This window comes from Curvibacter sp. GW821-FHT01G03 (assembly GCF_059422285.1).
Window position 1 is genome coordinate 442,196 of sequence record NZ_JBWKWP010000001.1, and the last position, 21,563, is coordinate 463,758.

Consider the following 21,563-nt stretch of genomic DNA (forward strand, 5'->3'; position numbering starts at 1 on the left):
GGCGGGGGCTCAGGCGCTTTCGCGCACCAGCACTTCGCCGCGCAGCGAGTGCGGCATGGCCTGGGTGATCTTCACGTCGATCAATTGGCCGATCAGCCGCTGAGGGTTGGGGCCGGCCGGGAAGTTCACCGCCCGGTTGCATTCGGTGCGGCCCATCAGTTCGGGGTTCTCGGCGCTTGATTTGCGTGACGGGCCTTCCACCAGAATGCGCTGCACCGTGCCGAAGCGGGTGTCGCTGATGCGCTTCATGTTGTCTTCGATGGCGGCCTGCACCTGCTGCAGGCGGCGCAGCTTGACCTCGTGCGGGGTGTCGTCAGGCAGGTTGGCGGCCGGGGTGCCCGGGCGCGGGCTGAAGATGAAGCTGAACGAGTTGTCAAAGCCCACATCGTCGATCAGCTTCATCATCTTGCTGAAATCGTCCTCGGTCTCACCCGGAAAGCCCACGATGAAATCGCTGCTCATGGCCATGTCAGGGCGGATGGCGCGCAGCTTGCGCACCGTGCTCTTGTATTCCATGGCGGTGTAGCCGCGCTTCATGGCCATCAGGATGCGGTCGCTGCCGTGCTGCACCGGCAGGTGCAGGTGGCTGACCAGCTTGGGCACTTTGTCGTACACATCGATCAGGCGCTGGGTGAATTCATTCGGGTGGCTGGTGGTGTAGCGGATGCGCTCGATGCCGGGGATGTCGGCGATGTACTCGATCAGCAGCGCAAAGTCGGCGATCTCGGCGGTGTCGCCCATGGTGCCGCGGTAGGCGTTCACGTTCTGCCCCAGCAGCGTGACTTCGCGCACGCCCTGGTCGGCCAGGCCCGCCACCTCCACCAGCACGTCCTCGAAGGGGCGGCTCATCTCTTCACCGCGGGTGTAGGGCACCACGCAGTAGCTGCAGTACTTGCTGCAGCCTTCCATGATCGACACAAAGGCCGAGGCCCCCTCCACACGGGCCGGCGGCAGGTGGTCGAACTTTTCGATCTCGGGAAAGCTGATGTCCACCTGGGGGCGCTCCAGTCGCGCGCGGGCCTTGAGCATCTCGGGCAGTCGGTGCAGGGTCTGTGGCCCGAACACCACGTCCACGTAGGGCGCACGCTTGATGATCTCGGCGCCTTCCTGGCTGGCCACGCAGCCGCCCACGCCGATCAGCACGCCCTTTTTCTTCAGGTGCTGCACCCGGCCCAGGTCCGAAAACACTTTCTCCTGGGCCTTTTCGCGCACCGAGCAGGTGTTGAACAGGATCAGGTCGGCCTCGTCCACATTCTGGGTCGGCTCATAGCCCTGGGCGGCATGGAGCACGTCGGCCATCTTGTCCGAGTCGTACTCGTTCATCTGGCAGCCAAAGGTTTTGATGAAGACTTTTTTGCTCATGGCAGTTCTCGTTCGTGGGGGGGCGCGGGCCATCGAGGCTCGGCGGGCTCAGAAAAAGGAGGGCAGGCAGGTGCGCCCTGGGGCGGCTTGGTCCCGGCGCGTCGACGGGGCACCGCGCTCAGGTCAACGCGCTTTTTATTTGACCGGTACCGTGACGACGATGTTGGTGGTCGGGGCGGCCGAGGCGCGTTTGAGCGCTGCTTCTTCGGCCGTCAGGATCCACACCTCATGCACCAGCTGGTACGTGTCACGGGTGTAGTTCACGGTCAGGCTCTGGTTGACCAGCGAGCCCGACAGCACCATCAGGTTGTGGGCATCCCGGATGCGGGCACCCGGCGACAGCCGGGTCTGCACCCCGTCCAGGGACACGATGGGTGGTTGGGTGACCACCAGCGTGCCGCGCAGTGCGGACGCCGGAAACTCACGCACCTCCGCATGGGCCGCGACGGCCATCACACTGGCCAGCATGGCCCAGCGCGGGGCATGGTGTAAAAAAATGTTCAGGCAGCGGTTCATGGTGTATATCCAGAGGCTGTGCGGAAGGGCGTCAGACAGGCTGAGCCCCGGGGCGTGGGAGACTGGGCCGCTTGAGCGTCAGTCCGGGCGCGATTGTGCCAGAGCCTGGGCGACACTGAAAAATACACCGCCCTCAGCGGCGTTGCCTTTTGGGGCGCGTCCATGTGGGTAAGCTATCGGGTGGCACCGGCGTGGTGGCGCATGCCTTGCAAGGATTGAGAAAAATGATTGATGGATTGATTTGTGGCCGACTGCATGGCGCCCCTGAGTCGCGTATCGACCGGCACAACCAGCCTTTTGCGGTGGCCCGGGTGCGGGCCTCGGCCAGCGATGGCGAGAATCTGTTTGTGAACGTGATTGCCTTTGACACTGAGGTGGTGGACGGCCTGTTGGCCCTGGGCGACGGCGATTCAGTGGCCCTGTCGGGCAGCCTGACGCCGAGAGTCTGGACCGACAAACAAGGCAATCACCGGCCTTCGCTCGACATGGTGGCCCATCAGGTGGTGACGGCCTACCACGTGCAACACCGCCGTGCCTTGGCTGCTGGCCACGACGATGCCCTGTTTTCAGACCACCACGAGCGCTGAAGACCGCATGCGCTCTGGCCCATCCCTGAACAACGAGGAGCCTGGCATGGCCCATGAATCCCGGCTTGATGGTGCACTGCGTCAATTGCTGGCCGACACCCGTGTGGCCGCCCTGGGAACCTGCACCGACACGGGTGAGCCCTCTGTGTCGATGGTGCCCTTTGCCCTCGTGGCCGACGGGCCCTGGGTGGTGATCCATGTGAGTGCCCTGGCGGCCCACACGCGCTACTTGCAGGCCCGCAGCGCGGTCTCGCTGTTGATCACCCAGGCCGAAGTGGCGGGTGCGCCGGTGCATGATCTGCAGCGGCTCACGCTGCAGGCTCAGGCCAGGGTGCTGCAAGCCGAGGGGCCCGACCAAGCCGAGTGGCTTTTGTGCCGTGCCGCTTACCTGAGTCGCTTCCCTGAGGCCGCTCCCATGACCGAACTGGGTGATTTCCGTTTTGTGTGCCTCACCCCCACGTCGGGCCGCCACATCGCCGGTTTTGGTGCGGCGCGCACGCTGGAGCCCGAGTCACTGCAGCCTTTGCTGCGCCCCCTGTCCGGCAGCTACGAGGCCGATGCGGGGCTGCGCCGTCTGCAGGCCGTGCTGCGGAACCTGCCAGAACCCCGTCCCCCTCGGCTGATCAGCCTGCTGCAACTGGGGTCGCAGCGCTGCCAGGTGCTGGTCGGTGATGGCGAGCAAGCCGCGCTGACCCTGGAGCTGCCGCTGGGCACGCTGAGCCTGCCCGAACGCCTGTGGCGGCATGATCCGCCCCGGCCCGCCGAGCTGGAAGCCGCGATTGCCGAGGTCGAAGACGAGCTGATGCGCCTGGTGCCGCGCCTGCCGGTGGGCACGGCCCTGCACGGTGCTGACCCTCTGCTGCGTCAGATCGTGGAGCAGGCCGGCGGTGGCAATACCCTGAGCCTGGACGCCCTTGAGCGCCTTTTCAACCGCGTGTGTGCAGTCTCTGAAGGGCGGCCCGCCGTCACCGAAGGGCTGCCCGAAGGCCAAGCCTTTGCCGCCGGGGTGCTGATCCTGCGTGAGTTCATGCACCACCTGTCTTTCGACGCCCTCACGCTGGTCGATTGAGCGCTGGCGCTGGGTCGGAGACAAAAGCCTGCACGGCCGCGATCAGCCGCTCGGGCTGGTCCCGGTGGGGTGAATGGCCGCAGTCGGGCAGCGCCAGCAGTTGCGTGTGCGGGGCCTGGCGAGCAATGCCCCGGATCTGCTCCAGCGTGCCGTACTCATCGTCCAGCCCTTGCACGGCCAGCACGGGGCAGCGGATGTGTTGCAGTTCGGCCGCGATGTTCCAGTCGCGGAAATCCGGGCTCAGCCAGATGCGGTTCCAGCCCCAGAAGGCCGAATCCGGGTCGTCGTGATAGCGGGCCAGGCCGGTCCGCAGCGTCCCGCTTTCGTAAGCCTGGCGCGCCGCTTCGATGCTGCGCACGGAGATGTCTTCCACCAGGATGTGGGGGGCCAGCACGATGGCCCCCGCCAAGGCCGTGCCGGCGCCTGCGGCGTACAGCAGGGTGATCGAGCCCCCATCGCTGTGACCGAACAGCCACAGTGCCGGCGCTTGCGGGCCGCTGAGGCCCAGGGCCTGCAGCAGGGCCGGCAGCAGCTCATGGGCCTGGCGGTGCATGAAGTCGGGGCCCCAGACGTCTGAGGCCGGGCGCGGCGTCGAACGGCCATAACCCGGGCGTGAGTACACCAGGCCACGCCAGCCCAGCGCATCGCACAGGCGCTGCGGAAAGTCCTTCCACATCGCCACCGAGCCCAGGCCCTCATGCAGAAACACCAGCACCGGGGTGGTGATGCGGTCCGGGTTGATCCAGGCGACCTCGATCTCGACCGCCCCCCCGTTCCAGGCCACGGGCACGTGCTGCGCGCTCATGGACGCGAGGCCTCCAGTTCGCGCAGCTTGAAGCGCTGGATCTTGCCGGTCGCGGTCTTGGGCAACTCCTCCAGAAACTCGATCTGGCGAGGGTACTTGTACGGTGCCAGGCGTTCCTTCACGAAAGCCTTGAGCTCGTCTTCGCTGCAGACCTGGCCGGGCTTGAGCACCACAAAGGCCTTGGTCTTGGTCAGGCCCTCGGCGTCGGGCACCCCGATCACGGCCGCCTCCAACACCGCCGGGTGCTGCACCAGCGTGGCCTCGACCTCGAAGGGCGACACATAGATGCCGCTGACCTTGAGCATGTCATCACTGCGCCCGGCATAGGTGTAGGTGCCGTCGGTGTTGTGGATGTATTTGTCGCCGCTCTTGGTCCAGCCGCCCTGGAAGGTCTCGCGCGTCTTTTCGCGGTTGTTCCAGTACATCAGGGCGGACGAGGGCCCGCGCACGTACAGATCGCCGGGTTCGCCATCGGGCACCGGCTGGCCATCCTCGCCGCGCAGGTCGATGTCATAGCCTGGCACCGGCGTGCCGGTGGTGCCATAGCGCACCGCCCCCACCCGGTTGGACAGGTAGATGTGCAGCATCTCGGTGGAGCCGATGCCATCGATGATCTCGACCCCGAAGTGGCGGGTGAAGCGCTCGCCGATGTCGGCCGGCAGGGCCTCCCCGGCCGACGAGCACAGGCGCAGCGCCACCTGATCGCGCGCGGGCAGCCTGGGCGAACTCAGCATGCCGGCAAAGCCGGTCGGGGCGCCGAAGAACACCGTGGGGCGTTGCTCGGTCCAGCGCTGGAAGGTGGCGTCCGGCGTGGGCCGTTCGGGCATCAGCACGGTGGTGGCCCCCACGCTGAGCGGAAAGCTCAGTGCGTTGCCCAGGCCGTAGGCAAAGAACAGCTTGGCCGCAGAGAAGCAGATGTCGTCCTCGCGCAGGCCCAGGATCGGGCCGCCATACAACTCGGCCGTCCAGTACGGGTTGCCCTGCAGGTGCACCGTGCCCTTGGGGCGGCCGGTGGAGCCCGAGGAGTACAGCCAGAAGCCAGGGTCATCCGGGCCGGTGGCGGCGGGGGCAGCATGGGGCTCACCCTGGCTCAGAAAGCTCTCGAAGTCCATCACACCCTCGGCCAGCGGGCCGGTGGGGCGCGAGGCGATGACTCGCCGCACCTCGTGCTCGCCCCGGGTCATGGCCGATTGCAGCACCGGCAGCAGCGCGGCCGACACCAGCACGGCGCGGGCACGGCTGTGCTCCAGCATGTAGGCGTAATCGTCGGCCGTCAGCAAGGTGTTCACGGCCACCGGCACGATGCCCGCGTGCATGGCCCCCAGAAAGGCCACCGGCCAGTCGTTGCAGTCGTGCATCAGCAACAGCACACGCTCCTCGCGATGCACGCCGCTGGCCAGCAGTGCCGAGCCCAGGCGGCGGATGCGCTGGGCCAGTTCGCCGTAGCTCAGCTGGCCCTGGTCGTCGATGTAGGCGGCCTTGGCGCCGCGTCCGGCATTGCGCTCGATCAGGTGCTGGGCGAAGTTGAAACTGGGTCCCGGTGGGGGCACGTTGGCTATTGGCGCTGTGGGGGTGTTCATGTCGGTCTCCTGTCTGGTTCTGAGGGGGTCACAGCCCTTGCAGCACACTGGTCGATGCCTGCAGGGCACAGCGGCGGTGGTAGAAGCCCAGGGCGCGCAAGCCGCCCAGTTCCTCGCCACCACCGGCACGGCCCGGGCCGCCATGCAGCGACTGGGGCATCACGTTGCCGTGGCCGGTGTGCAGGCCGCCCACCTCGGGCGAGATCACGTGCACCCGCCCCTGGCTGTCGGCCAGTTCAAGGGCCGCCGATTGCAGGGCCTGGTCGTCGCTGCCGAACACCGAGGCCACCAGCGAGCCTTCGCCGCGACGCACCAGGTGCAGGGCGTGGTCCAGGTCGCGGTAGGGCAGCAGGGTGGCCACCGGGCCGAACACCTCGGTGTCGTGGAACACATCGGCCTCGGCATCGCGGCTGCCCAGCAAGGTGGGGCCCAGGCAGCAGGCCACGGCAGGGTCGGCGTCGACCAGCGGGTGGCGGCTGCCGTCGTGCAAGGTGCTGGCCTGTTGCTGCAAGCGGGCCAGGCCGGCCTGCACGGCATCAAACTGGGCGCGACTGACCAAGGCGCCCATGCGCACCGACTCGTTGCGTGGGTTGCCCACCGTGGTCCGGGCCAGCCGCGCGCTGATGGCCTGGGCGGCGGTGTCGTAATGTTCCTGGGGCACGAAGATGCGGCGGATCGCGGTGCATTTTTGGCCCGATTTGACCGTCATCTCGCGAGCCACCTCCTTGGCCAGCAGCTCGAAGGCTTCACTGTCAGCGCCCACGCCCGGCAGCAGCAGGGCCGAGTTCACGCTGTCGGCCTCGATGTTGCAGCGCACCGAACGCCGCGCCACCGCCGGGTGCGAGCGGATCAGTTCGGCCGTGTCAGCCGAGCCGGTGAAACTGATCAGGTCGAATGGTGTCAGCGCCTCCAGCAACCCAGCCGAGCTGCCGCACACCACTGACAGCGCACCGGGCGGGAAAATACCGGCCGTCACCACGTCCTGCACCATGCGCTGGGTCAGCCAGGCGGTCGAGGTGCCGGGCTTGACCACCACCGGCACACCCGAAAGCAAGGCGGGGGCGGCTTTCTCCCACAGGCCCCAACTGGGAAAGTTGAAGGCATTGATGAACAAGGCCACGCCCCGTGCCGGGCTCAGCACATGCTGGCTCTGAAACAGCGGGTCCTTGCCCAGTCGGGTGGCCTCGCCATCGAGTAGATGCGGTCGGTCTCCCAGGCTTTCGCCCAGTCGGGCGTAGTGAGCGAGGGTGAAGATGCCGCCGTCGATGTCCACTGCCGAATCGTTCTTCACCGTGCCACTGTTGGCCGTGGCGATCTCGTAGTACGTGTCGCGATTCGCCTGCAGCACCTTCACGGCCGCCCCCAGCAGGGCGGCGCGTTGGGCATAGCCCAGCGCGCGCAGGGCGGGGCCGGCGTGCTCACGGGCGAAGGCAAAACCGGCGCGCAGGTCCAGCCCGGTCGCGTCCACGCGCACCAGCTCGTTCCCCAGCACCGGGTCGAACAAGGCCGTGCCGGTGCCGCGGCCGGCAACCCATTGGCCACCCAGGTGGTTCAGCAGCAATTCAGAGGGGCTCATTGGGCGGCTTCTTTCGTGCGGGTGAATTCGATCCGGCCCTCGGGCAGCAGGTACAGCACCAGGGCGCGGCCAGGCCTCACGGTGGGGCGGTGGGCGCTGCCCGGGGGGTAGACCAGCCAGCCGGCCGGGTGGCCGTCAAACCGGGCCTCGCCGTCGAGGGGCATGATCAGGTCGATCTCGCCCAGCGGGTGGCTGTGGTGCGGGCCGGCAATGTCGTGCATGTCCACCACGTCGACCGAGAAGCCGTGTAGATCCTCGGCGGGTTTGAAGACGCGGCCGTAGCGGATGCCGCCGCCCTCGCGCTCGCACAGCCAGCCCTGTTCCACGCCGGTCAGGCATTGCTGCTTCAGCGTCTGCCAGGTGGGGCTGTCAGCCCCATGGTCGGTGTTCAGCCAGGTGCCCAGTTCGCTGTCCAGGGGGCGCCTGGCCAAATGGGCAGCGATGTCGGCGGTGAGTCGGGCCAGGGTTTGACGGAACGCATTTTGTGCCACAGTCGGGCCTCCGTTTGACATGCAGGCTTGCATCGGCAAGTCTGGTGAAGTATTGTGCATGTCGTGAAGGCTAATGCTCGCCCTGAGTGGCGTCAAGCACTATAGTTCATAAATCAGGGTTTACCCATATCATCAAGATGCAAGATTCCATCACCCCGGTGGCGCCCGCCATCGCCGCTGCCCCTGACGCCGCTGGCGAAGAGCGCCACGCCTCGCTGGTGGCCTTGGGCGAGCGGGTGCGCAGCCTGCGCGCGCGCCGAGGCATGACGCGCAAGGCCGTGGCCTTGGCGGCCGATGTGTCCGAGCGTCACCTGGCCAACCTGGAGTACGGCACCGGCAATGCTTCTTTTCTGGTGCTGCAGCAGGTGGCGGGTGCACTGCAATGCTCCATGGCCGAATTGATCGGCGACATCACTGCGTCCTCGCCCGAGTGGCTGCTGATTCGCGAGTTGCTGGAGCACCGTGACGAGGCCACGCTGCGCCGGGTGCGCGTGGCCATTGGTGAGTTGTTGGGCAATGGCAGTGTCAGTGGGCACACGCCGGGCGCGGCCTGGCCGCGGGTGGCGCTGGTGGGGCTGCGCGGTGCGGGCAAATCGACGCTGGGCCAGATGCTGGCCGACGACCTGGAGTACCCCTTTGTCGAGTTGAGTCGCGAGATCGAGAAGTTTGCCGGCTGCAGCATCTCTGAAATCCAGGGCCTGTATGGCATGAATGCCTACCGCCGCTACGAGCGCCGCGCCCTAGAAGAGGCCATCCAGATCTACCCCGAGGTGGTGATCGCCACCCCCGGCGGCCTGGTGTCCGATGCGGCCACCTTCAATCTGCTGCTGTCGCACTGCACCACGGTGTGGCTGCAGGCCGAACCCGAAGACCACATGCAGCGCGTGGCCGAGCAAGGGGATCTGCGCCCCATGGCTGCCAGTGCCGAGGCCATGAATGACCTGCGGCAGATCCTGGCGGGGCGCTCAGCCTTTTATTCGAAGGCTGATCTGCGTCTGAACACCAGCTCGCAGCCGCTGCAGGACACCTTCAAGCTGTTGCGCACCCAGGTCCGGGAGGCCTTGAAACTGCCGGTCTGACCCGGGGTGGTGGGGCGATAGGAAATTTACTGCATCTTGCTTGACGCACTTTAATGCATGTACTAACATGCAGTCAGTTTCGCAAGAATGCATTATTTTTCCACCGACGGAGACACACCATGAGCACCGCGCCCCGCGTCGATTACCAGACCCATCCCAGCCAGTACAAGCACTGGAAACTGAGCTTTGATGGCGCCATCGCCACGCTGACGGCCGACTTCGACGAAAACGGTGGCCTGGCCCCCGGCTACAAGCTCAAGCTCAACAGCTACGACCTGGGCGTGGACATCGAACTCAACGATGCCATCAACCGCATCCGCTTCGAGCACCCCGAGGTGCGCACCGTGGTGGTCACCAGCGCCAAGGAAAAGGTGTTCTGCTCGGGCGCCAACATCTTCATGCTGGGCGTGTCCAGCCACGGTTGGAAAGTGAACTTCTGCAAATTCACCAACGAGACCCGCAACGGCCTTGAAGACTCCTCCCAGCACAGCGGCCTGAAGTTCCTGGCGGCCGTGAACGGCGCCTGTGCCGGTGGCGGCTACGAGCTGGCTCTGGCCTGCGACGAGATCATCCTGGTGGACGACCGCTCCAGCGCGGTCAGCCTGCCTGAGGTGCCCTTGCTGGGCGTGCTGCCCGGCACCGGCGGCCTGACCCGTGTCACCGACAAGCGCCATGTGCGCCACGATCTGGCCGACATCTTCTGCACCACCACCGAAGGTGTGCGCGGCCAGAAGGCCAAGGACTGGCGCCTGGTTGACGACATTGCCAAGCCCGCCGTGTTCGCCCAGAAGGTGCGCGAACGCGCCGAACAACTGGCCGCCCAGAGCGACCGCCCGGCCGATGGCCGCGGGGTCGAGTTGGTGGCCCTGCAGCGCCGGACCGAGGCCGATGCCCTGCACTACGACCATGTCAGCGTGAACATCGACCGCGCCAAGCGCACGGCCACGTTCGTGGTCAAGGCCCCGGCCGGTGCCCAACCCGCCGATGTGGCCGGGATCGAAGCCGCAGGGGCCGCCTGGTACCCGCTGGCCTTGGCGCGCCAACTGGAGGACGCCATCCTGTCCATGCGCACCAATGAGCTGGAGATCGGCACCTGGCTGATCACCACCCAGGGCGATGCCGCCGCGGTGCTGGCCATGGACGTCGTTCTGAGCGCCCATGCCAGCCATTGGCTGGTGCGCGAAACCATCGGCTTGCTGCGCCGCACCTTCAGCCGCCTGGACGTGTCCAGCCGCAGCCTGTTCGCCCTGATCGAGCCGGGCTCGTGCTTTGCCGGCAGCTTTCTGGAGCTGGCCCTGGCCTGCGACCGCAGCTACCACCTGGCCCTGCCCGACGACGAAGACCAGGCCCCGAAGATCACGGTGGGCGAGGCCAACTTCGGCCTGTACCCCATGGTCACCGGCCAGAGCCGCCTGGGCCGGCGCTTCTATGACGAAGTCGCTCCGCTGGAGGCCGTGCGCGCCGCCGCCGGCCGTGCCCTGGATGCCGACGCCGCCTACGCCCTGGGCCTGGTCACCAGCAACCCCGACGACATCGACTGGGCCGACGAGGTGCGCATCGCCATCGAAGAGCGCGTGGCCATGTCACCCGATGCCCTGACCGGCATGGAAGCCAACCTGCGCTTCAACGGGCCCGAGAACATGTTCACCCGCATCTTCGGCCGCCTCACCGCCTGGCAGAACTGGATCTTCCAGCGCCCCAATGCGGTGGGCGAATACGGCGCTTTGAAGGTCTACGGCAAAGGCAACAAGGCCGCCTTCGACTGGAACCGGGTTTGAGGGGGTGTCTGCCGGCTGCGCCCGCCGATCTGGCCTCTGTGCTCCTCGCCGTACGGGTGTACGGCTGCGGTGCTCAAGGCCACCTCGGCGCGCTCGCTACGGCAGCCACACCCCTCAAACCTGGTGTGATTTTCTTGATGACTGACTGACCACTTACCTGGAGACAAGCATGTCCACGATCGACTACAGCGAAAAGATCCCCAACAACGTCAACCTGGCCGAAGACCGCACCCTGAAGCGCGCGCTGGAGCAGTGGCAGCCCAACTACCTGGACTGGTGGAACGACATGGGTCCGGACGGCAGCCACGGCTTTGATGTGTACCTGCGCACGGCAGTCAGCGTGGATCCGCAGGGCTGGGCGCAGTTTGGCCACGTCAAGATGCCCGACTACCGCTGGGGCATCTTCCTCAATCCGGCCGAACAAGACCGCAAGATCCACTTCGGTGACCACAAGGGCGAGAACGCCTGGCAAGACGTGCCCGGCGAGTACCGCGCCAACCTGCGCCGCATCATCGTCACCCAGGGCGACACCGAGCCGGCCTCGGTCGAGCAGCAGCGCCACCTGGGCCTGACCGCGCCCAGCCAGTACGACCTGCGTAACCTGTTCCAGGTCAACGTCGAAGAAGGCCGCCACCTGTGGGCCATGGTCTACCTGCTGCACAAGTACTTCGGCCGCGACGGCCGCGAGGAAGGCGAAGCCCTGCTGGAGCGCCGCAGCGGTCAGCAGGACAACCCCCGCATCCTGCAGGCCTTCAACGAGCCCACGCCGGATTGGCTGAGCTTCTTCATGTTCACCTACTTCACCGACCGGGACGGCAAGTTCCAGCTGTGTGCCCTGGCCGAGTCGAGTTTCGATCCGTTGGCCCGCACCACCAAGTTCATGCTGACCGAGGAAGCCCACCACATGTTCGTGGGCGAGTCGGGCGTGAGCCGCGTGATCCAGCGCACCTGCCAGGTCATGAACGAGCTCAAGACCGACGACCCTGCCAAGCTGCGCGCTGCCGGTGTCATCGATCTGCCCACTCTGCAGCGCTACCTGAACTTCCACTTCAGCGTGACCATCGACCTGTTCGGTGCCGACGAGTCGAGCAATGCGGCCACCTTCTACAGCACGGGTCTCAAGGGCCGCTTTGAAGAAGGCAAGCGCACCGACGACCACCAGCTGCGCGGCCAGAGCTACAAGGTGCTGAACGTGCAGAACGGCCAGCTCGTCGAGAAGGAAGTGCCGATGCTCAATGCACTCAACGAAGTGCTGCGCGACGACTACATCAAGGATTCGATCGGCGGCGTGGAGCGCTGGAACAAGGTGATCGAAAAGAACGGCATCCCGTTCCGCCTGACCGTGCCGCACAAGGCTTTCCACCGCAACATCGGCTCCCTGGCCGGGGTCAAGGTGTCGCCTGACGGGCGTGTGGTGTCCGAAGCCGAATGGCAAGCCAAGAAGAACGACTGGCTGCCCAGCGCCGAAGACCGGGCCTTTGTGGCCAGCCTGATGGGCCGTGTCACCGACACCGGCAAGTTTGCCAACTGGATCGCGCCGCCGGTCATGGGCATCAACCGCCAGCCCGTGGACTTCGAATATGTCCGCTTCAACTGAAATGGCCCCCACGCTTTGCATTTCATGTCATGCGCTGCCCCCCAAGGGGGCCGTACCCCGCCTTGGGGCGGCCCGGCGGCGGGGTATGCCCCTCGCCGAGCCCTCCGGGGTTTGAGGAAAGGGGGCTTGCCAGCCCCCTTTCCCGCCTTCAAGATCCCGCTCCAGAACCGCCCCACAGCCCACAACAAGTCGAGACAGCCATGGACATGAGCGAACCCCAAGTCATCCGGCAGCATCTGATCGACCCCGAGATCTGCATCCGCTGCAACACCTGCGAGGCCACCTGCCCGGTCGCGGCCATCACCCACGATTCGCGCAACTACGTGGTCGACGCCGACAAGTGCAACCTGTGCATGGCCTGTGTGCCGCCTTGCCCCACGGGCTCGATCGACAACTGGCGCAACATGCCGCGCGCGATGGCCTACACGGTCGAGGCCCAACTGGGCTGGGACAACCTGCCCGACGAACTCAGTGCCGAGCAACTGGCGGCGGCCGGTGCGGCCACTGCGCCGGATCAGGCCCCTGCCGTCAGCACCGCACCGGCGGGGCCTGGTGAAGGCGAACGTTTCAACAGCGCCCAATATGGCGCCACTCTGCCGCCCTGGTCGGCGGCCCATGCCTACACCAACCTCTACGGCCCCAAGGCGTCCGAGAAGTTCATCACCGCCACCGTGGTCGGCAATGTGCGCGTCACCGAAGTCGGCAAGGACTACGACACCCATCACGTGGTGCTCGATTTCGGCCACCTTCCGTTTCCGGTGCTCGAGGGGCAGTCGATCGGTGTGATCCCACCCGGCACCGATGCCCAGGGCCGGCCGTACCATGCCCGCCAATACTCCATCGCCAGCCCGCGCAATGGCGAGCGACCGGGCTACAACAACCTGTCGCTGACCATCAAGCGCGTGTTGGAAGACCACCAGGGCCAGCCCGTGCGGGGCGTGGCCAGCAACTACATGTGCGACCTGCAGGTGGGGGACAAGGTCCAGGTGATCGGGCCCTTTGGCGCCAGCTTCCTGATGCCCAACCACCCGCGCTCCAACATCGTCATGATCTGCACCGGCACCGGCAGTGCCCCGATGCGCGCCATGACCGAGTGGCGCCGCCGTCTGCGGCAGTCGGGCAAGTTCGAGGGCGGCAAGCTGATGCTGTTCTTTGGCGCCCGCACGCCTGAAGAACTGCCGTACTTTGGGCCCTTGCAAAATCTGCCCAAGGATTTCATCGACATCAACTTTGCCTTCTCGCGTCAGTCCGGGGCTCCCAAGCGCTATGTGCAGGACCTGATCCGCGAACGCGCAGCCGACCTGGGGCCCTTGCTGGCCGATCCGGACACCTATTTCTTCGTCTGCGGCCTCAAGGCCATGGAGGAAGGGGTGGTGCTGGCCCTGCGCGATGTGGCCCAGCAGGCCGGCCTGGCCTGGGACAGTGTGGGCCCCGGCTTGCGTCAGGGCGCCCGCTTGCACCTCGAAACCTATTGAGGATCCGACGAGGATCCGACGATCCGATGCGCCTGCGGCTGTTTTCGGTCGGGGGCGCAGGCTGTTCGCGGCGGCGTCACTGGCAGGTGACGCGGTCGCGACCGCCCTTCTTGGAGGCATACAGCGCAGCATCGGCGCGTGCAATCAGCGAGTGTGCATCGTCGCCCTGGCGCAGGGTCGCGATGCCGCTGGAGATGGTCACGGTCAGCACCACCTCCTGGGTGGATCGATTGCGCAGCTTCATCGCCTTGGTGCGGGCACGGATGGTTTCAGCGATCTGCGTGGCCTCGGCGCGGCTGGTGTTGGGCAGCACGATGGCAAACTCTTCTCCGCCGTAGCGGGCCACCGCGTGACTGGGGTGGGTGACCGAGGTGCGCAGGATCTCGCCCAGGCCCTGGATCACGCGGTCACCCATCAGGTGTCCGTGGGTGTCGTTCACGCGCTTGAAGTGATCGATGTCCAGCATCAGCAGGCAATGGCTTTCGCTTGAGTCGGGTGCCTGGCTCAACAGGGCCTGCAGGCGCTGGTCGAAACCCTTGCGGTTGAGCAGGCCGGTCAGCGGGTCCAGCATGGCTTCCTCACGCGTGCGTTCCAGGTCCTGGCGCAGGCGCTTGATTTCTTCCTGGCTCTGGTTGACTCGGGCCTGCAAGGTGTCGACCGCGGCTTTCATCTCCAGCGTGCCTTCCAGGGCGCGTGTCACCTGGGTGCTCAAAGGGCTGTTCTCAGTCGCCGTCAGGGCTTCATTCAGTTCCACCAATTGCTGACCGAAACTGCCGGCCTGTTCGCCCGTCGCGGCGGCCGAATCGGCCATGTTGCGCATCAGGCGCTGCATCTCGTGGGCGATCAACTCCATCTGCTCCGTGTCCGCGGGCGTGATGTGGTCGCGGTACAAGCGCAGCATCATCTCGTCGTCCATGGCCAGGCCCTTGCTCAGGCACTGGCTCATGTCGGCATTCAGCTTCGGGTTGATGCCAGCGGCATGTTCGTACCACACCGTGAACGTGATGGGGTTGAAGGCGGCTGTGTGATGGCCCATGTTGGCCAGCGTCAGTCGCAGCAACTCGGCGCTGCGGGCCTTGGATTCTGTGTATCGCATGGATGCCCGCGGGCCAGTGAGGAGGTTGGGATCTGCGCTGATTGTGACTGAAAAGTAACGCTATTGTAAATTTCTGACAATCATCCGCGCAGCGGGATCAGAGGGTCAAATCCAAGTCTGCAGCGCCTGCTGCATCTGTTTCAGGTGGCGATTCAATTCCGGCCCCTGCAGCAGATCAGGCAGAGGTGTCAGTGCCGGCAGCGCCAGCGCCCGGCGCACCGGAAACAGCTCGATCCGAGCGGCCTCCGTCAGGTCCAGGGCTGCCGGTTCCGTCAGCTCGCCGAACATCATCAGTTCACCGATGCGGGCGCTCAGGTAGGCCACGGCCAGCCGGGCTTCGGCGCACGGGTTCAGGGCCTGGGGCTGCGGGCTGAGCAGGGCGTCGATGGCACTGGTCTCCTGGATCAGCGCCGCGGGCAGGTGCCAGGCTTGCATCAGCAGGCCACCCACTTCGCTGGCACACAGGCCGAGCTGCTGTTGCTCGGCCCGGCTGCGCTCCAGCAGGTCCAAGGGGGCCAGGGCCAGCAGTCGCTCAGTGGGCAGCACCGAGGCCATCGACAGCCGCCCCAGAAAAGACAGCACGACCTGCGTGGCCAGGGCCCCGGGGTCGGACAGGTGGCAACCCTGTGCCAGACGCAGGCACAGCTCGCTGGCCAGGCTGCTGGCCCCCCACACCTGATCGAAGTAGCGCCGCAGGCCACGGTCTGCGCTCTGGAAGCTGTCCTCCAGCATGTAGTGCAGGCACAGACCTCGCACCGTGTTCAGGCCCAGGTAGGTGATGGCGGGGCCCAGGCTGACCACCGGTGCCTGCAAGGCATACAACGGCGAGTTGACCGTGGCCAGCACCTTGGCCGTGACCTGGGGTTCGCCTTGCAGCAATTCGGCCAGATCGGCCGAACTGGCATGGGCCAGAAAGTCGGGCGAGACCAACTGGTGCAGTGCGCGCGAGGGCTGCGCCACCCGCTGCAAGGCGGCCGTGATGGCGGCCTGGCGGGGCATCGACAGCTGGTCGCGCCCCAGGCGCTGGAACGAGGCCAACGTGTCGGGCAAGGGCAGCACGGCCCGAGGCGTGGCCGCCACCGGACCGGCCCGTGTGGGCGGTGCGACGTCCACCCGGGGGGGCGTTGCACTGGGTGCGGGCGCCACCGGTTTCGCCGGATCACGCCGGCGCCGGCCCAACAGCAGGGCAATGAACAACAACAACAGCAGCAGGCCGGCGGCCGAGGCGATGAACAGGGTCAAAGGGGGCACTTTCTGAAACGGGCTGGCGCAGATTGCTCAGGGATGTTCGCCCTGCCTCTAAAGAGCGCAAAAACGCGTAACTTTTACGTTTCGAGAGCACGAACGGCGCGCTTTTGCGTTCTGGTCTGACGCGATCCCTGTTACAAATAGAGACGATACCTGTTTATGAGCCATGGCCACTGAAAACTCGCGAGAAATTGCCAACACCAAGGCGTTGGTCATTGACGGCAACACCACCTCGCGCTCAATCCTGGTGCGTCAGTTGCGTGATTTCGGCGTGGGCGAGGTGGTCCAGTGCAGCCGCATTCAGGACGCGCGCAACCGGCTGGAGCACACGGTGTTCGATTTCGTGCTGTGCGAGCAGTTCTTTGCCGAGCACCACTATTCGGGTCAGACCCTGCTGGACGATCTGCGTCGGGCCCACATGCTGCCGTTTTCCACCGTGTTCTTCATGGTCACGGGCGAGGCCTCTTACGCTGCCGTGTCCGAGGCGGCCGAATCGGCCCTGGATGGCTATCTGCTCAAGCCTTTCACGCCGTCCATGCTGTTTGAGCGCCTGAACCTGGCGCGGCTGCGCAAGCGCCATCTGCTGCCCATCTTTGATGCCCTGGAGCACGGCCGCGTCGACGAGGCGGCCAACCTGTGTCAGCAGCGCTTCGAGACCCAGGGCCCTTACTGGCTGTATGCGGCGCGCATCGGGGCCGAGCTGCTGTTGCGCCAGGGCCGCCCCAAAGAGGCCGAGGCCTTGTACCGGGCCGTGCTGGCGCTGCGCCCGGCGCCCTGGGCCGAGCTGGGGGTAGCGCGAGCCCAGATCGAGGCCGGGCAGTCGACCAAGGCGGTGACCAGCCTGCAGAGCTTGATCGAACGCGACACCGGTTTTGCCGATGCCTACGACGTGCTGGGCCGGGCCCAGGTCGAGATGGCCGATTTCGGCGGTGCCATGGACAGTTTCCGCCGCGCCAGCGACCTCACGCCAGAGTCGGTGGCACGCCTGCAGAAGACCGGCATGATGGCCTATTACGTCGGCGACCTGAGCAATGCCAAGTTGCCGCTGACCCGCGCCGGCATCCTGGGCGTGAACTCCAAGCTGTTCGACTTTCAGTCGCTGGTGCTGTTGGCGTTCTGCCACCTCAACGAGCGCGACCGGCGTGGCCTGGATCGCTGCGTGGCCGACCTGGCCCGCTTTGCGGAACGCCACACGGGCAGCGCCCGGGTGCGTCGTTTTCGCGACATGGTGCACATCCTGGGGCATTTGCTGCACCGCCGTCACGAAGAGGTGCTGGCCGGCCTGCGCGCCATGGCGGCTGAACTGCACGACGCCGATTTCGACTTCGAGGCCGCCTGCAACGTCTGCAATCTGTTGTCGGTGCTGGCCGAGCGCGAGCTGCGTGTCAACGAGGCCGAGGGCTGGGTGCGGCAGGTGGGGCTGCGCTTTGCCAACACCCGGGGGCTGGCCGAACTGATCGCCAACGCCTGTGTGCGCCACACGCCCTATGCCGATCTGGTGCGCGATTGCCTGCAGCAGATCAACGCCATGGCCGAGGCCGCGATGGGCCGCAGCCTGGGCGGCGATGTGCAGGGCGCGGTGGCCCAGTTGCTGGAGGACGGCGGCCGGACACAGAACACCAAGCTGATCGACCTGGCGCACCAGATCGTGTCGCGCAACCAGACCCGCCTGGAGCAGGCCGGTGAACTGCAAAGCCAGATCGATGCCTTGCGCCAGCGCTGCGGTGTGGGGCCGGCCCGGGCCATGCTGGGGCAGGAGGGCGAGCGTTCTGCCGGCGGCGTGGTGCTGCGCATCCGTGATCGGGAGGCGGCCAAGGCGCAACTCAAGACAGGCCAGGGGGCGCTGGCTGGCGCCAACCGCGGCCTTGGCCAGGGGGGGGGCGGGGCGCCGGCCCGCTCCGACGCGCTGGCCGATTCGCTGCGCCTGCACCCCCAGTGAGCGGCCTGGCGAGGCCCCGGCCACGCGGCTCAGGCGGCTCAGTCGGCCGAGGCGCGTGAGGCGCTCGGCCGCCCCAGCAAGTGGCTGCGCAGCGTCGGGTCCGAAGCCTTGTCGCCCAGCCAGATGGCCAGCAAGGTGTTGTAGAACCCCACATCGTGTCCGGGCAGGGTCGTGACGTTGTCGTTGTAGCTCATGCTCATGCCCTGGTCGGGCTGCCAGTCCAGTGTCAGGCTGTCGCCCTTCTTGAGCACCGGTGCCTTGCTGGCGATGATGCGGCCCAGGTGCAGCACCCTCTGAGCGGCGCGGGCGTCGGGTTCGTCGCCTCGGGGCCCGAAGTGGTTCATCACCGCGTCGTTGAAGTCGCTGCTGCTGAGTTCGCGCAGCGCGGTGATCACCATGCGACGTGGCTCGTCGGTGGCCATCACCTCCTGGGCTGAAAACCGGCGCTCGGGCAGGTACAGGCCCACGGCATAGACCTTGAACAGGAAGCGATAGCCCACGCCGGCCCCATTGAGCCGCAGCGGCTTGCCGGCCACCACGATCTGGTCGTCGAAGTGCACGCCGGCCAGATCAAGCGCCAGGGCCGGGGCGGCGGCCCCCAGCGTGGCCAGCCCCAGGACCATGCCCAGGCCCAGACGGATGAAGCGTTGTTTCATACCCTTTCCTTTCTTGCGTTGGGGGGGGCGGCTGAGCGCTGCCCCTCGCACTTACCAGACCGACAGGCTGTTGGTGAGCACCCTTTGCAGCCAGTTGCGCGAGGCGGCTTCGGAGACATCGCCCTGGCCGGCCACTTCGAGGCGGGCATTGGCCACGTCGGCCGAGGCCACCACGTTGCCCGAAGCCAGGTCCTTGGGGTCGACCACGCCCGAGAAGCGCAGGGTGCGCACGCCGCCATTGAGGGCCACGCTGCGCTCGCCGGCCACCACCAGATTGCCGTTGGGCAGAACGTTGATCACGGTGGCCGTCAGCTGACCTGTGAAGCTGCTGACGTCGGTGGTCTTGCCGTTGCCTTTGTAAGAGTCGCTGCCCGAGGCGCTGGCGTCCAGGTTCAGCAGCGAGCGGATGATGCCGCTGCCCACGCCTTTGACGCCGGGGCCCTTGGTGCTCATCGCGTTGCTGCGGCTGTTGTCGGTGGTCAGCACATTGCTGGCGTTGATGCTTTCGGAGATGTCGACCTTGAGGGTGTCGCCCACGGCGCGGGGCTTGCGTCGGTCTGTGAACAGCGACGCGGTCGTCATGCCGGGCTGGAACAAGGAGCCGGTGTTGGCCCGTTCGATGTTCAGGGGCGGGGACAAGGGGGCGGCCGTCAGCGGGCCGGGCACGGTACTGACCGGGGTGGGCGTGCTGCAGGCCCCCAGCAGGGCGGCCAGGCTGCACAGAATCAGCAGGCGCTGCGAGGACGAAAGCGAGAGGTGAGACATGAAAGCTCCTTGGCCGCTCTGGGCCATCATTCAAAACCGGTGACCAGGGCCGTCACCACGGGGCCCAGCTTGTCGCGGGTCGAGGCCCACTTGCTGGCATTGAAGCCACCGCCGTCAAAGCGGTAGTTGCTGGTCGACAGCACCTGCCCCCGGTCGTTGTGCAGGGTCAGCGAGATGTTGTTGACGTAAGGCCGCAACTCGTCGTTGTAGGGTTGGGTGCCCCAGTCCATGTAGGCCGTGTAACGCAGCCACACCGGGCAGTTGGCGTTCCAGGCGTTGGCCTGGTAGACCCGGCTCTCAATGGCGTGCTTGCGCAGCTCCAGCTGCAGCGCGGGCACCACGTCGGCCACGGGTGCCGTGGGGTTGTATTCGATGCACACCGTCTTGACCGTCGAGTGCAGGTGGTAGACGGTGTCGGTGGCCTTGCCGGCGCTTGACTGCACGGCCACACCGGTCACGTTCGCCGTGCCTTTGGCCAGTTCCAGCAGCGGGATCGGGCTGAGGATGGAGCAGCCGCCCAGGGCCGCACCCAGGCCCAACGTGCCCAGGCGGGCCAGCGTCCGCGTCAGGCGGGCATGGCGGCGCTGGGCGGGCGGGCGGTGATGTGCCAGTCTTGCCTTCATGGAGAGTCTCCTGCTTGAGCTTGAGAGAGGGGGGCGTCAGGCGGTGGTGTCGAGCAGGCTTTTGGTGCCCAGGGCGCCGAGGGTCACATAGGCGGCGATGCTGCTGGCGGTGTCGCTGATGCTGCTGCCGACCGAGCTCGCCACATCGCCCACGGTGCTCGCGGCGCTGCTCACGGCGTCGGTGACCGTGCTGGTGGCGCTGCTCAGGGCATCGGTGACGGTGCTGGTGACCTCGCTGGCCGTGTCGCTGACCGAGGTGCCCAGGCCTTCGACCGCCTGCAAGCCTTCGCTGGCCGCTTCAGTGACGGTGTTCACCACACTCTCCACGCTGTGGCCGACAGCATTGGCCGCATCGCTGAAGGTGGAGGTGACCGAGTCCACCCCGCCGCTGATGGAGTCGCTGAGCGCCTGCAGGCTCTCGGCGCTGAAGTTGTAGACCGCGCTGGCGGCTTCGGAGGCCCCATCGACCACGCCGATGGCACTGGCGACGACTGGCCCATAGGCCTTGGTGTTGATCTCATAGGGGCTCAGCCCGGCCGAATAGGCCATGCTGCTGGTGTTGATGGTGCTCACGGGTTTTCTCCAGAGAGTTGGGGTGTCTGAATCGTAGGTTTCAGCCCCGAAAACTGGCGTTTGATAAACCCACCGGATTTGCTTCAATTCCGGATGAAAATGCATGTATCAAAATACAAACAAACATTTTCTTGGTACATATTTAAACTATTAAATTTATATTTACAGTGCAGAAACATATTGCATTCAATCTCTTTACCCGATGGCAAAGCGCCATCGTGCTGAGCGCTGTGGCACTGGCGGTGAAGACGGCCAGGGTGTGCTGATGTCAGGGTTTTTGTAAGCGTGTTGATATAAAGGCCGGATTTGTATCGGGGGCCTTTTTGAATTCAAACCGGTGTCCGGCTGTGCCTGCCCTGGCAGGGATTAAATAGTGCGCCGTGGCGGGGTGGGATATTCAGCGCCTTGAATACCTGAGTGGCTGATACAAAGCTGCCGAGGTGGTCGCTGGCTGCTGCTGTGTCGCGACCTGTGCCAAGGACATCGACCGTTGCGGTCGCTGCCGGATGTCGGGCGCCGCCGACCCCAGATGACAAAACGCCCCGCGGCGCGAGCCGGCGGGGCGTTTTGTCGAAATGAAGGAGGCGGAGGGGGTCAGTGCACCATCAGGGCGCCGCTGGCCTTGCTCTTGCCGGCGCGTGCGGGCGGGTTGCACAGGCCGCACAGGAAGTGGCGGGCGTTTTCGTAGGGCTCGGTGACGAACTTGCCGGCGCAGCGCGAGCAGGCGGTCATGGTGAGCATGTCGGCA

General features: G+C 66.1%; 20 protein-coding genes. 7 read left to right on the forward strand and 13 right to left on the reverse strand.

Annotation, left to right across the window (positions count from 1 at the left end):
- Positions 1 to 9: 9 nt before the first annotated feature.
- Positions 10 to 1,362, reverse strand: coding sequence for a tRNA (N6-isopentenyl adenosine(37)-C2)-methylthiotransferase MiaB (gene miaB, locus AC07VS_RS02040; RefSeq protein ID WP_492347085.1), 1,353 nt, complete (start codon positions 1,360 to 1,362; stop codon positions 10 to 12).
- A 135-nt stretch (positions 1,363 to 1,497) separates the two neighbouring features.
- A complete protein-coding gene (locus AC07VS_RS02045; RefSeq protein WP_494656701.1) occupies positions 1,498 to 1,878 on the reverse strand; it encodes a hypothetical protein in 381 nt (126 codons plus the stop codon).
- A gap of 224 nt (positions 1,879 to 2,102) precedes the next feature.
- On the opposite strand from AC07VS_RS02045, the gene AC07VS_RS02050 reads away from it, so the two are divergent.
- Together AC07VS_RS02050 and AC07VS_RS02055 are read left to right on the forward strand one after the other, a co-directional pair.
- A complete protein-coding gene (locus tag AC07VS_RS02050) occupies positions 2,103 to 2,465 on the forward strand; it encodes a single-stranded DNA-binding protein (protein ID WP_492347083.1) in 363 nt (120 codons plus the stop codon).
- Positions 2,466 to 2,511: 46 nt separating this feature from the next.
- Entirely contained in the window at positions 2,512 to 3,534 is a 1,023-nt protein-coding gene (locus AC07VS_RS02055; RefSeq protein WP_494750079.1) for a pyridoxamine 5'-phosphate oxidase family protein, read from the forward strand.
- Here AC07VS_RS02055 and AC07VS_RS02060 read toward each other — a convergent pair.
- The 4 genes from AC07VS_RS02060 to AC07VS_RS02075 are packed head-to-tail and all read right to left on the reverse strand — an operon-like array spanning position 3,518 to position 8,007.
- On the reverse strand, positions 3,518 to 4,339 hold the full coding sequence (locus AC07VS_RS02060; protein WP_494750080.1) for an alpha/beta fold hydrolase: 822 nt from the start codon (positions 4,337 to 4,339) through the stop codon (positions 3,518 to 3,520). The genes AC07VS_RS02055 and AC07VS_RS02060 overlap by 17 nt on opposite strands.
- Complete coding sequence (locus tag AC07VS_RS02065) at positions 4,336 to 5,919, reverse strand: benzoate-CoA ligase family protein (RefSeq protein WP_494750081.1); 1,584 nt, start codon at positions 5,917 to 5,919, stop codon at positions 4,336 to 4,338. Before AC07VS_RS02065 ends, AC07VS_RS02060 begins: the two co-directional genes overlap by 4 nt.
- A 28-nt stretch (positions 5,920 to 5,947) precedes the next feature.
- Positions 5,948 to 7,495 carry a 3,4-dehydroadipyl-CoA semialdehyde dehydrogenase gene (locus AC07VS_RS02070; protein ID WP_494750082.1) on the reverse strand — a complete coding sequence of 516 codons (1,548 nt, stop codon included), beginning with the start codon at positions 7,493 to 7,495 and terminating at the stop codon, positions 5,948 to 5,950.
- A complete protein-coding gene (locus tag AC07VS_RS02075) occupies positions 7,492 to 8,007 on the reverse strand; it encodes a 4-hydroxylaminobenzoate lyase (RefSeq protein ID WP_494750083.1) in 516 nt (171 codons plus the stop codon). The genes AC07VS_RS02070 and AC07VS_RS02075 overlap by 4 nt, the downstream gene beginning before the upstream one ends.
- A gap of 116 nt (positions 8,008 to 8,123) precedes the next feature.
- Between AC07VS_RS02075 and AC07VS_RS02080 the strand changes: the two genes are divergently transcribed.
- The 4 genes from AC07VS_RS02080 to boxA all read left to right on the forward strand — a co-directional run bounded on the left by AC07VS_RS02080 (position 8,124) and on the right by boxA (position 13,915).
- The gene (locus AC07VS_RS02080) at positions 8,124 to 9,065 is read left to right on the forward strand and encodes a helix-turn-helix transcriptional regulator (protein WP_492347077.1); all 942 of its coding nucleotides are present in this window, start codon (positions 8,124 to 8,126) and stop codon (positions 9,063 to 9,065) included.
- Positions 9,066 to 9,184: 119 nt separating this feature from the next.
- The gene (boxC, locus tag AC07VS_RS02085; RefSeq protein WP_494750084.1) at positions 9,185 to 10,843 is read left to right on the forward strand and encodes a 2,3-epoxybenzoyl-CoA dihydrolase; all 1,659 of its coding nucleotides are present in this window, start codon (positions 9,185 to 9,187) and stop codon (positions 10,841 to 10,843) included.
- A 169-nt stretch (positions 10,844 to 11,012) separates the two neighbouring features.
- Positions 11,013 to 12,440 carry a benzoyl-CoA 2,3-epoxidase subunit BoxB gene (gene boxB / locus AC07VS_RS02090; protein WP_027478232.1) on the forward strand — a complete coding sequence of 476 codons (1,428 nt, stop codon included), beginning with the start codon at positions 11,013 to 11,015 and terminating at the stop codon, positions 12,438 to 12,440.
- 200 nt (positions 12,441 to 12,640) lie between these two features.
- Positions 12,641 to 13,915, forward strand: a complete 1,275-nt coding sequence (boxA, locus tag AC07VS_RS02095) for a benzoyl-CoA 2,3-epoxidase subunit BoxA (RefSeq protein ID WP_494656708.1) — start codon at positions 12,641 to 12,643, stop codon at positions 13,913 to 13,915.
- Positions 13,916 to 13,991: 76 nt separating this feature from the next.
- Here boxA and AC07VS_RS02100 read toward each other — a convergent pair whose 3' ends face one another.
- Both AC07VS_RS02100 and AC07VS_RS02105 read right to left on the reverse strand, forming a co-directional pair.
- A complete protein-coding gene (locus AC07VS_RS02100; RefSeq protein WP_492347074.1) occupies positions 13,992 to 15,011 on the reverse strand; it encodes a GGDEF domain-containing protein in 1,020 nt (339 codons plus the stop codon).
- Positions 15,012 to 15,116: 105 nt separating this feature from the next.
- Complete coding sequence (locus AC07VS_RS02105) at positions 15,117 to 16,253, reverse strand: HDOD domain-containing protein (protein WP_494750085.1); 1,137 nt, start codon at positions 16,251 to 16,253, stop codon at positions 15,117 to 15,119.
- A gap of 172 nt (positions 16,254 to 16,425) precedes the next feature.
- Between AC07VS_RS02105 and AC07VS_RS02110 the strand changes: the two genes are divergently transcribed.
- Complete coding sequence (locus AC07VS_RS02110) at positions 16,426 to 18,198, forward strand: response regulator (protein ID WP_494750086.1); 1,773 nt, start codon at positions 16,426 to 16,428, stop codon at positions 18,196 to 18,198.
- A gap of 38 nt (positions 18,199 to 18,236) precedes the next feature.
- Here AC07VS_RS02110 and AC07VS_RS02115 read toward each other — a convergent pair whose 3' ends face one another.
- From AC07VS_RS02115 to AC07VS_RS02135, 5 genes are all read right to left on the reverse strand, one after another.
- Positions 18,237 to 18,854: a chalcone isomerase family protein gene (locus AC07VS_RS02115; RefSeq protein WP_494750087.1), complete on the reverse strand. Its 618-nt coding sequence runs from the start codon at positions 18,852 to 18,854 to the stop codon at positions 18,237 to 18,239.
- Positions 18,855 to 18,905: 51 nt separating this feature from the next.
- Positions 18,906 to 19,619 (reverse strand): flagellar basal body L-ring protein FlgH, encoded by a 714-nt coding sequence (locus AC07VS_RS02120; protein WP_494750088.1) that lies wholly within the window; start codon positions 19,617 to 19,619, stop codon positions 18,906 to 18,908.
- A gap of 26 nt (positions 19,620 to 19,645) precedes the next feature.
- Positions 19,646 to 20,242 carry a cell division protein FtsI gene (locus AC07VS_RS02125; RefSeq protein WP_492347069.1) on the reverse strand — a complete coding sequence of 199 codons (597 nt, stop codon included), beginning with the start codon at positions 20,240 to 20,242 and terminating at the stop codon, positions 19,646 to 19,648.
- A 36-nt stretch (positions 20,243 to 20,278) separates the two neighbouring features.
- Entirely contained in the window at positions 20,279 to 20,815 is a 537-nt protein-coding gene (locus AC07VS_RS02130) for a hypothetical protein (protein WP_494656712.1), read from the reverse strand.
- 594 nt (positions 20,816 to 21,409) lie between these two features.
- A partial coding sequence (locus AC07VS_RS02135; RefSeq protein ID WP_494750096.1) for a FlhC family transcriptional regulator occupies positions 21,410 to 21,563 on the reverse strand: 154 nt, incomplete at its 5' end.

Excerpts from the sequence above, each read along its gene's own strand:
- miaB (WP_492347085.1), bottom strand. The coding sequence starts at position 1,362 with ATGAGCAAAAAAGTCTTCATCAAAACCTTTGGCTGCCAGATGAACGAG.
- AC07VS_RS02045 (WP_494656701.1), bottom strand. The coding sequence starts at position 1,878 with ATGAACCGCTGCCTGAACATTTTTTTACACCATGCCCCGCGCTGGGCC.
- AC07VS_RS02050 (WP_492347083.1), top strand. The coding sequence starts at position 2,103 with ATGATTGATGGATTGATTTGTGGCCGACTGCATGGCGCCCCTGAGTCG.
- AC07VS_RS02055 (WP_494750079.1), top strand. The coding sequence starts at position 2,512 with ATGGCCCATGAATCCCGGCTTGATGGTGCACTGCGTCAATTGCTGGCC.
- AC07VS_RS02060 (WP_494750080.1), bottom strand. The coding sequence starts at position 4,339 with ATGAGCGCGCAGCACGTGCCCGTGGCCTGGAACGGGGGGGCGGTCGAG.
- AC07VS_RS02065 (WP_494750081.1), bottom strand. The coding sequence starts at position 5,919 with ATGAACACCCCCACAGCGCCAATAGCCAACGTGCCCCCACCGGGACCC.
- AC07VS_RS02070 (WP_494750082.1), bottom strand. The coding sequence starts at position 7,495 with ATGAGCCCCTCTGAATTGCTGCTGAACCACCTGGGTGGCCAATGGGTT.
- AC07VS_RS02075 (WP_494750083.1), bottom strand. The coding sequence starts at position 8,007 with ATGTCAAACGGAGGCCCGACTGTGGCACAAAATGCGTTCCGTCAAACC.
- AC07VS_RS02080 (WP_492347077.1), top strand. The coding sequence starts at position 8,124 with ATGCAAGATTCCATCACCCCGGTGGCGCCCGCCATCGCCGCTGCCCCT.
- boxC (WP_494750084.1), top strand. The coding sequence starts at position 9,185 with ATGAGCACCGCGCCCCGCGTCGATTACCAGACCCATCCCAGCCAGTAC.
- boxB (WP_027478232.1), top strand. The coding sequence starts at position 11,013 with ATGTCCACGATCGACTACAGCGAAAAGATCCCCAACAACGTCAACCTG.
- boxA (WP_494656708.1), top strand. The coding sequence starts at position 12,641 with ATGGACATGAGCGAACCCCAAGTCATCCGGCAGCATCTGATCGACCCC.
- AC07VS_RS02100 (WP_492347074.1), bottom strand. The coding sequence starts at position 15,011 with ATGCGATACACAGAATCCAAGGCCCGCAGCGCCGAGTTGCTGCGACTG.
- AC07VS_RS02110 (WP_494750086.1), top strand. The coding sequence starts at position 16,426 with ATGGCCACTGAAAACTCGCGAGAAATTGCCAACACCAAGGCGTTGGTC.
- AC07VS_RS02115 (WP_494750087.1), bottom strand. The coding sequence starts at position 18,854 with ATGAAACAACGCTTCATCCGTCTGGGCCTGGGCATGGTCCTGGGGCTG.
- AC07VS_RS02120 (WP_494750088.1), bottom strand. The coding sequence starts at position 19,619 with ATGTCTCACCTCTCGCTTTCGTCCTCGCAGCGCCTGCTGATTCTGTGC.
- AC07VS_RS02125 (WP_492347069.1), bottom strand. The coding sequence starts at position 20,242 with ATGAAGGCAAGACTGGCACATCACCGCCCGCCCGCCCAGCGCCGCCAT.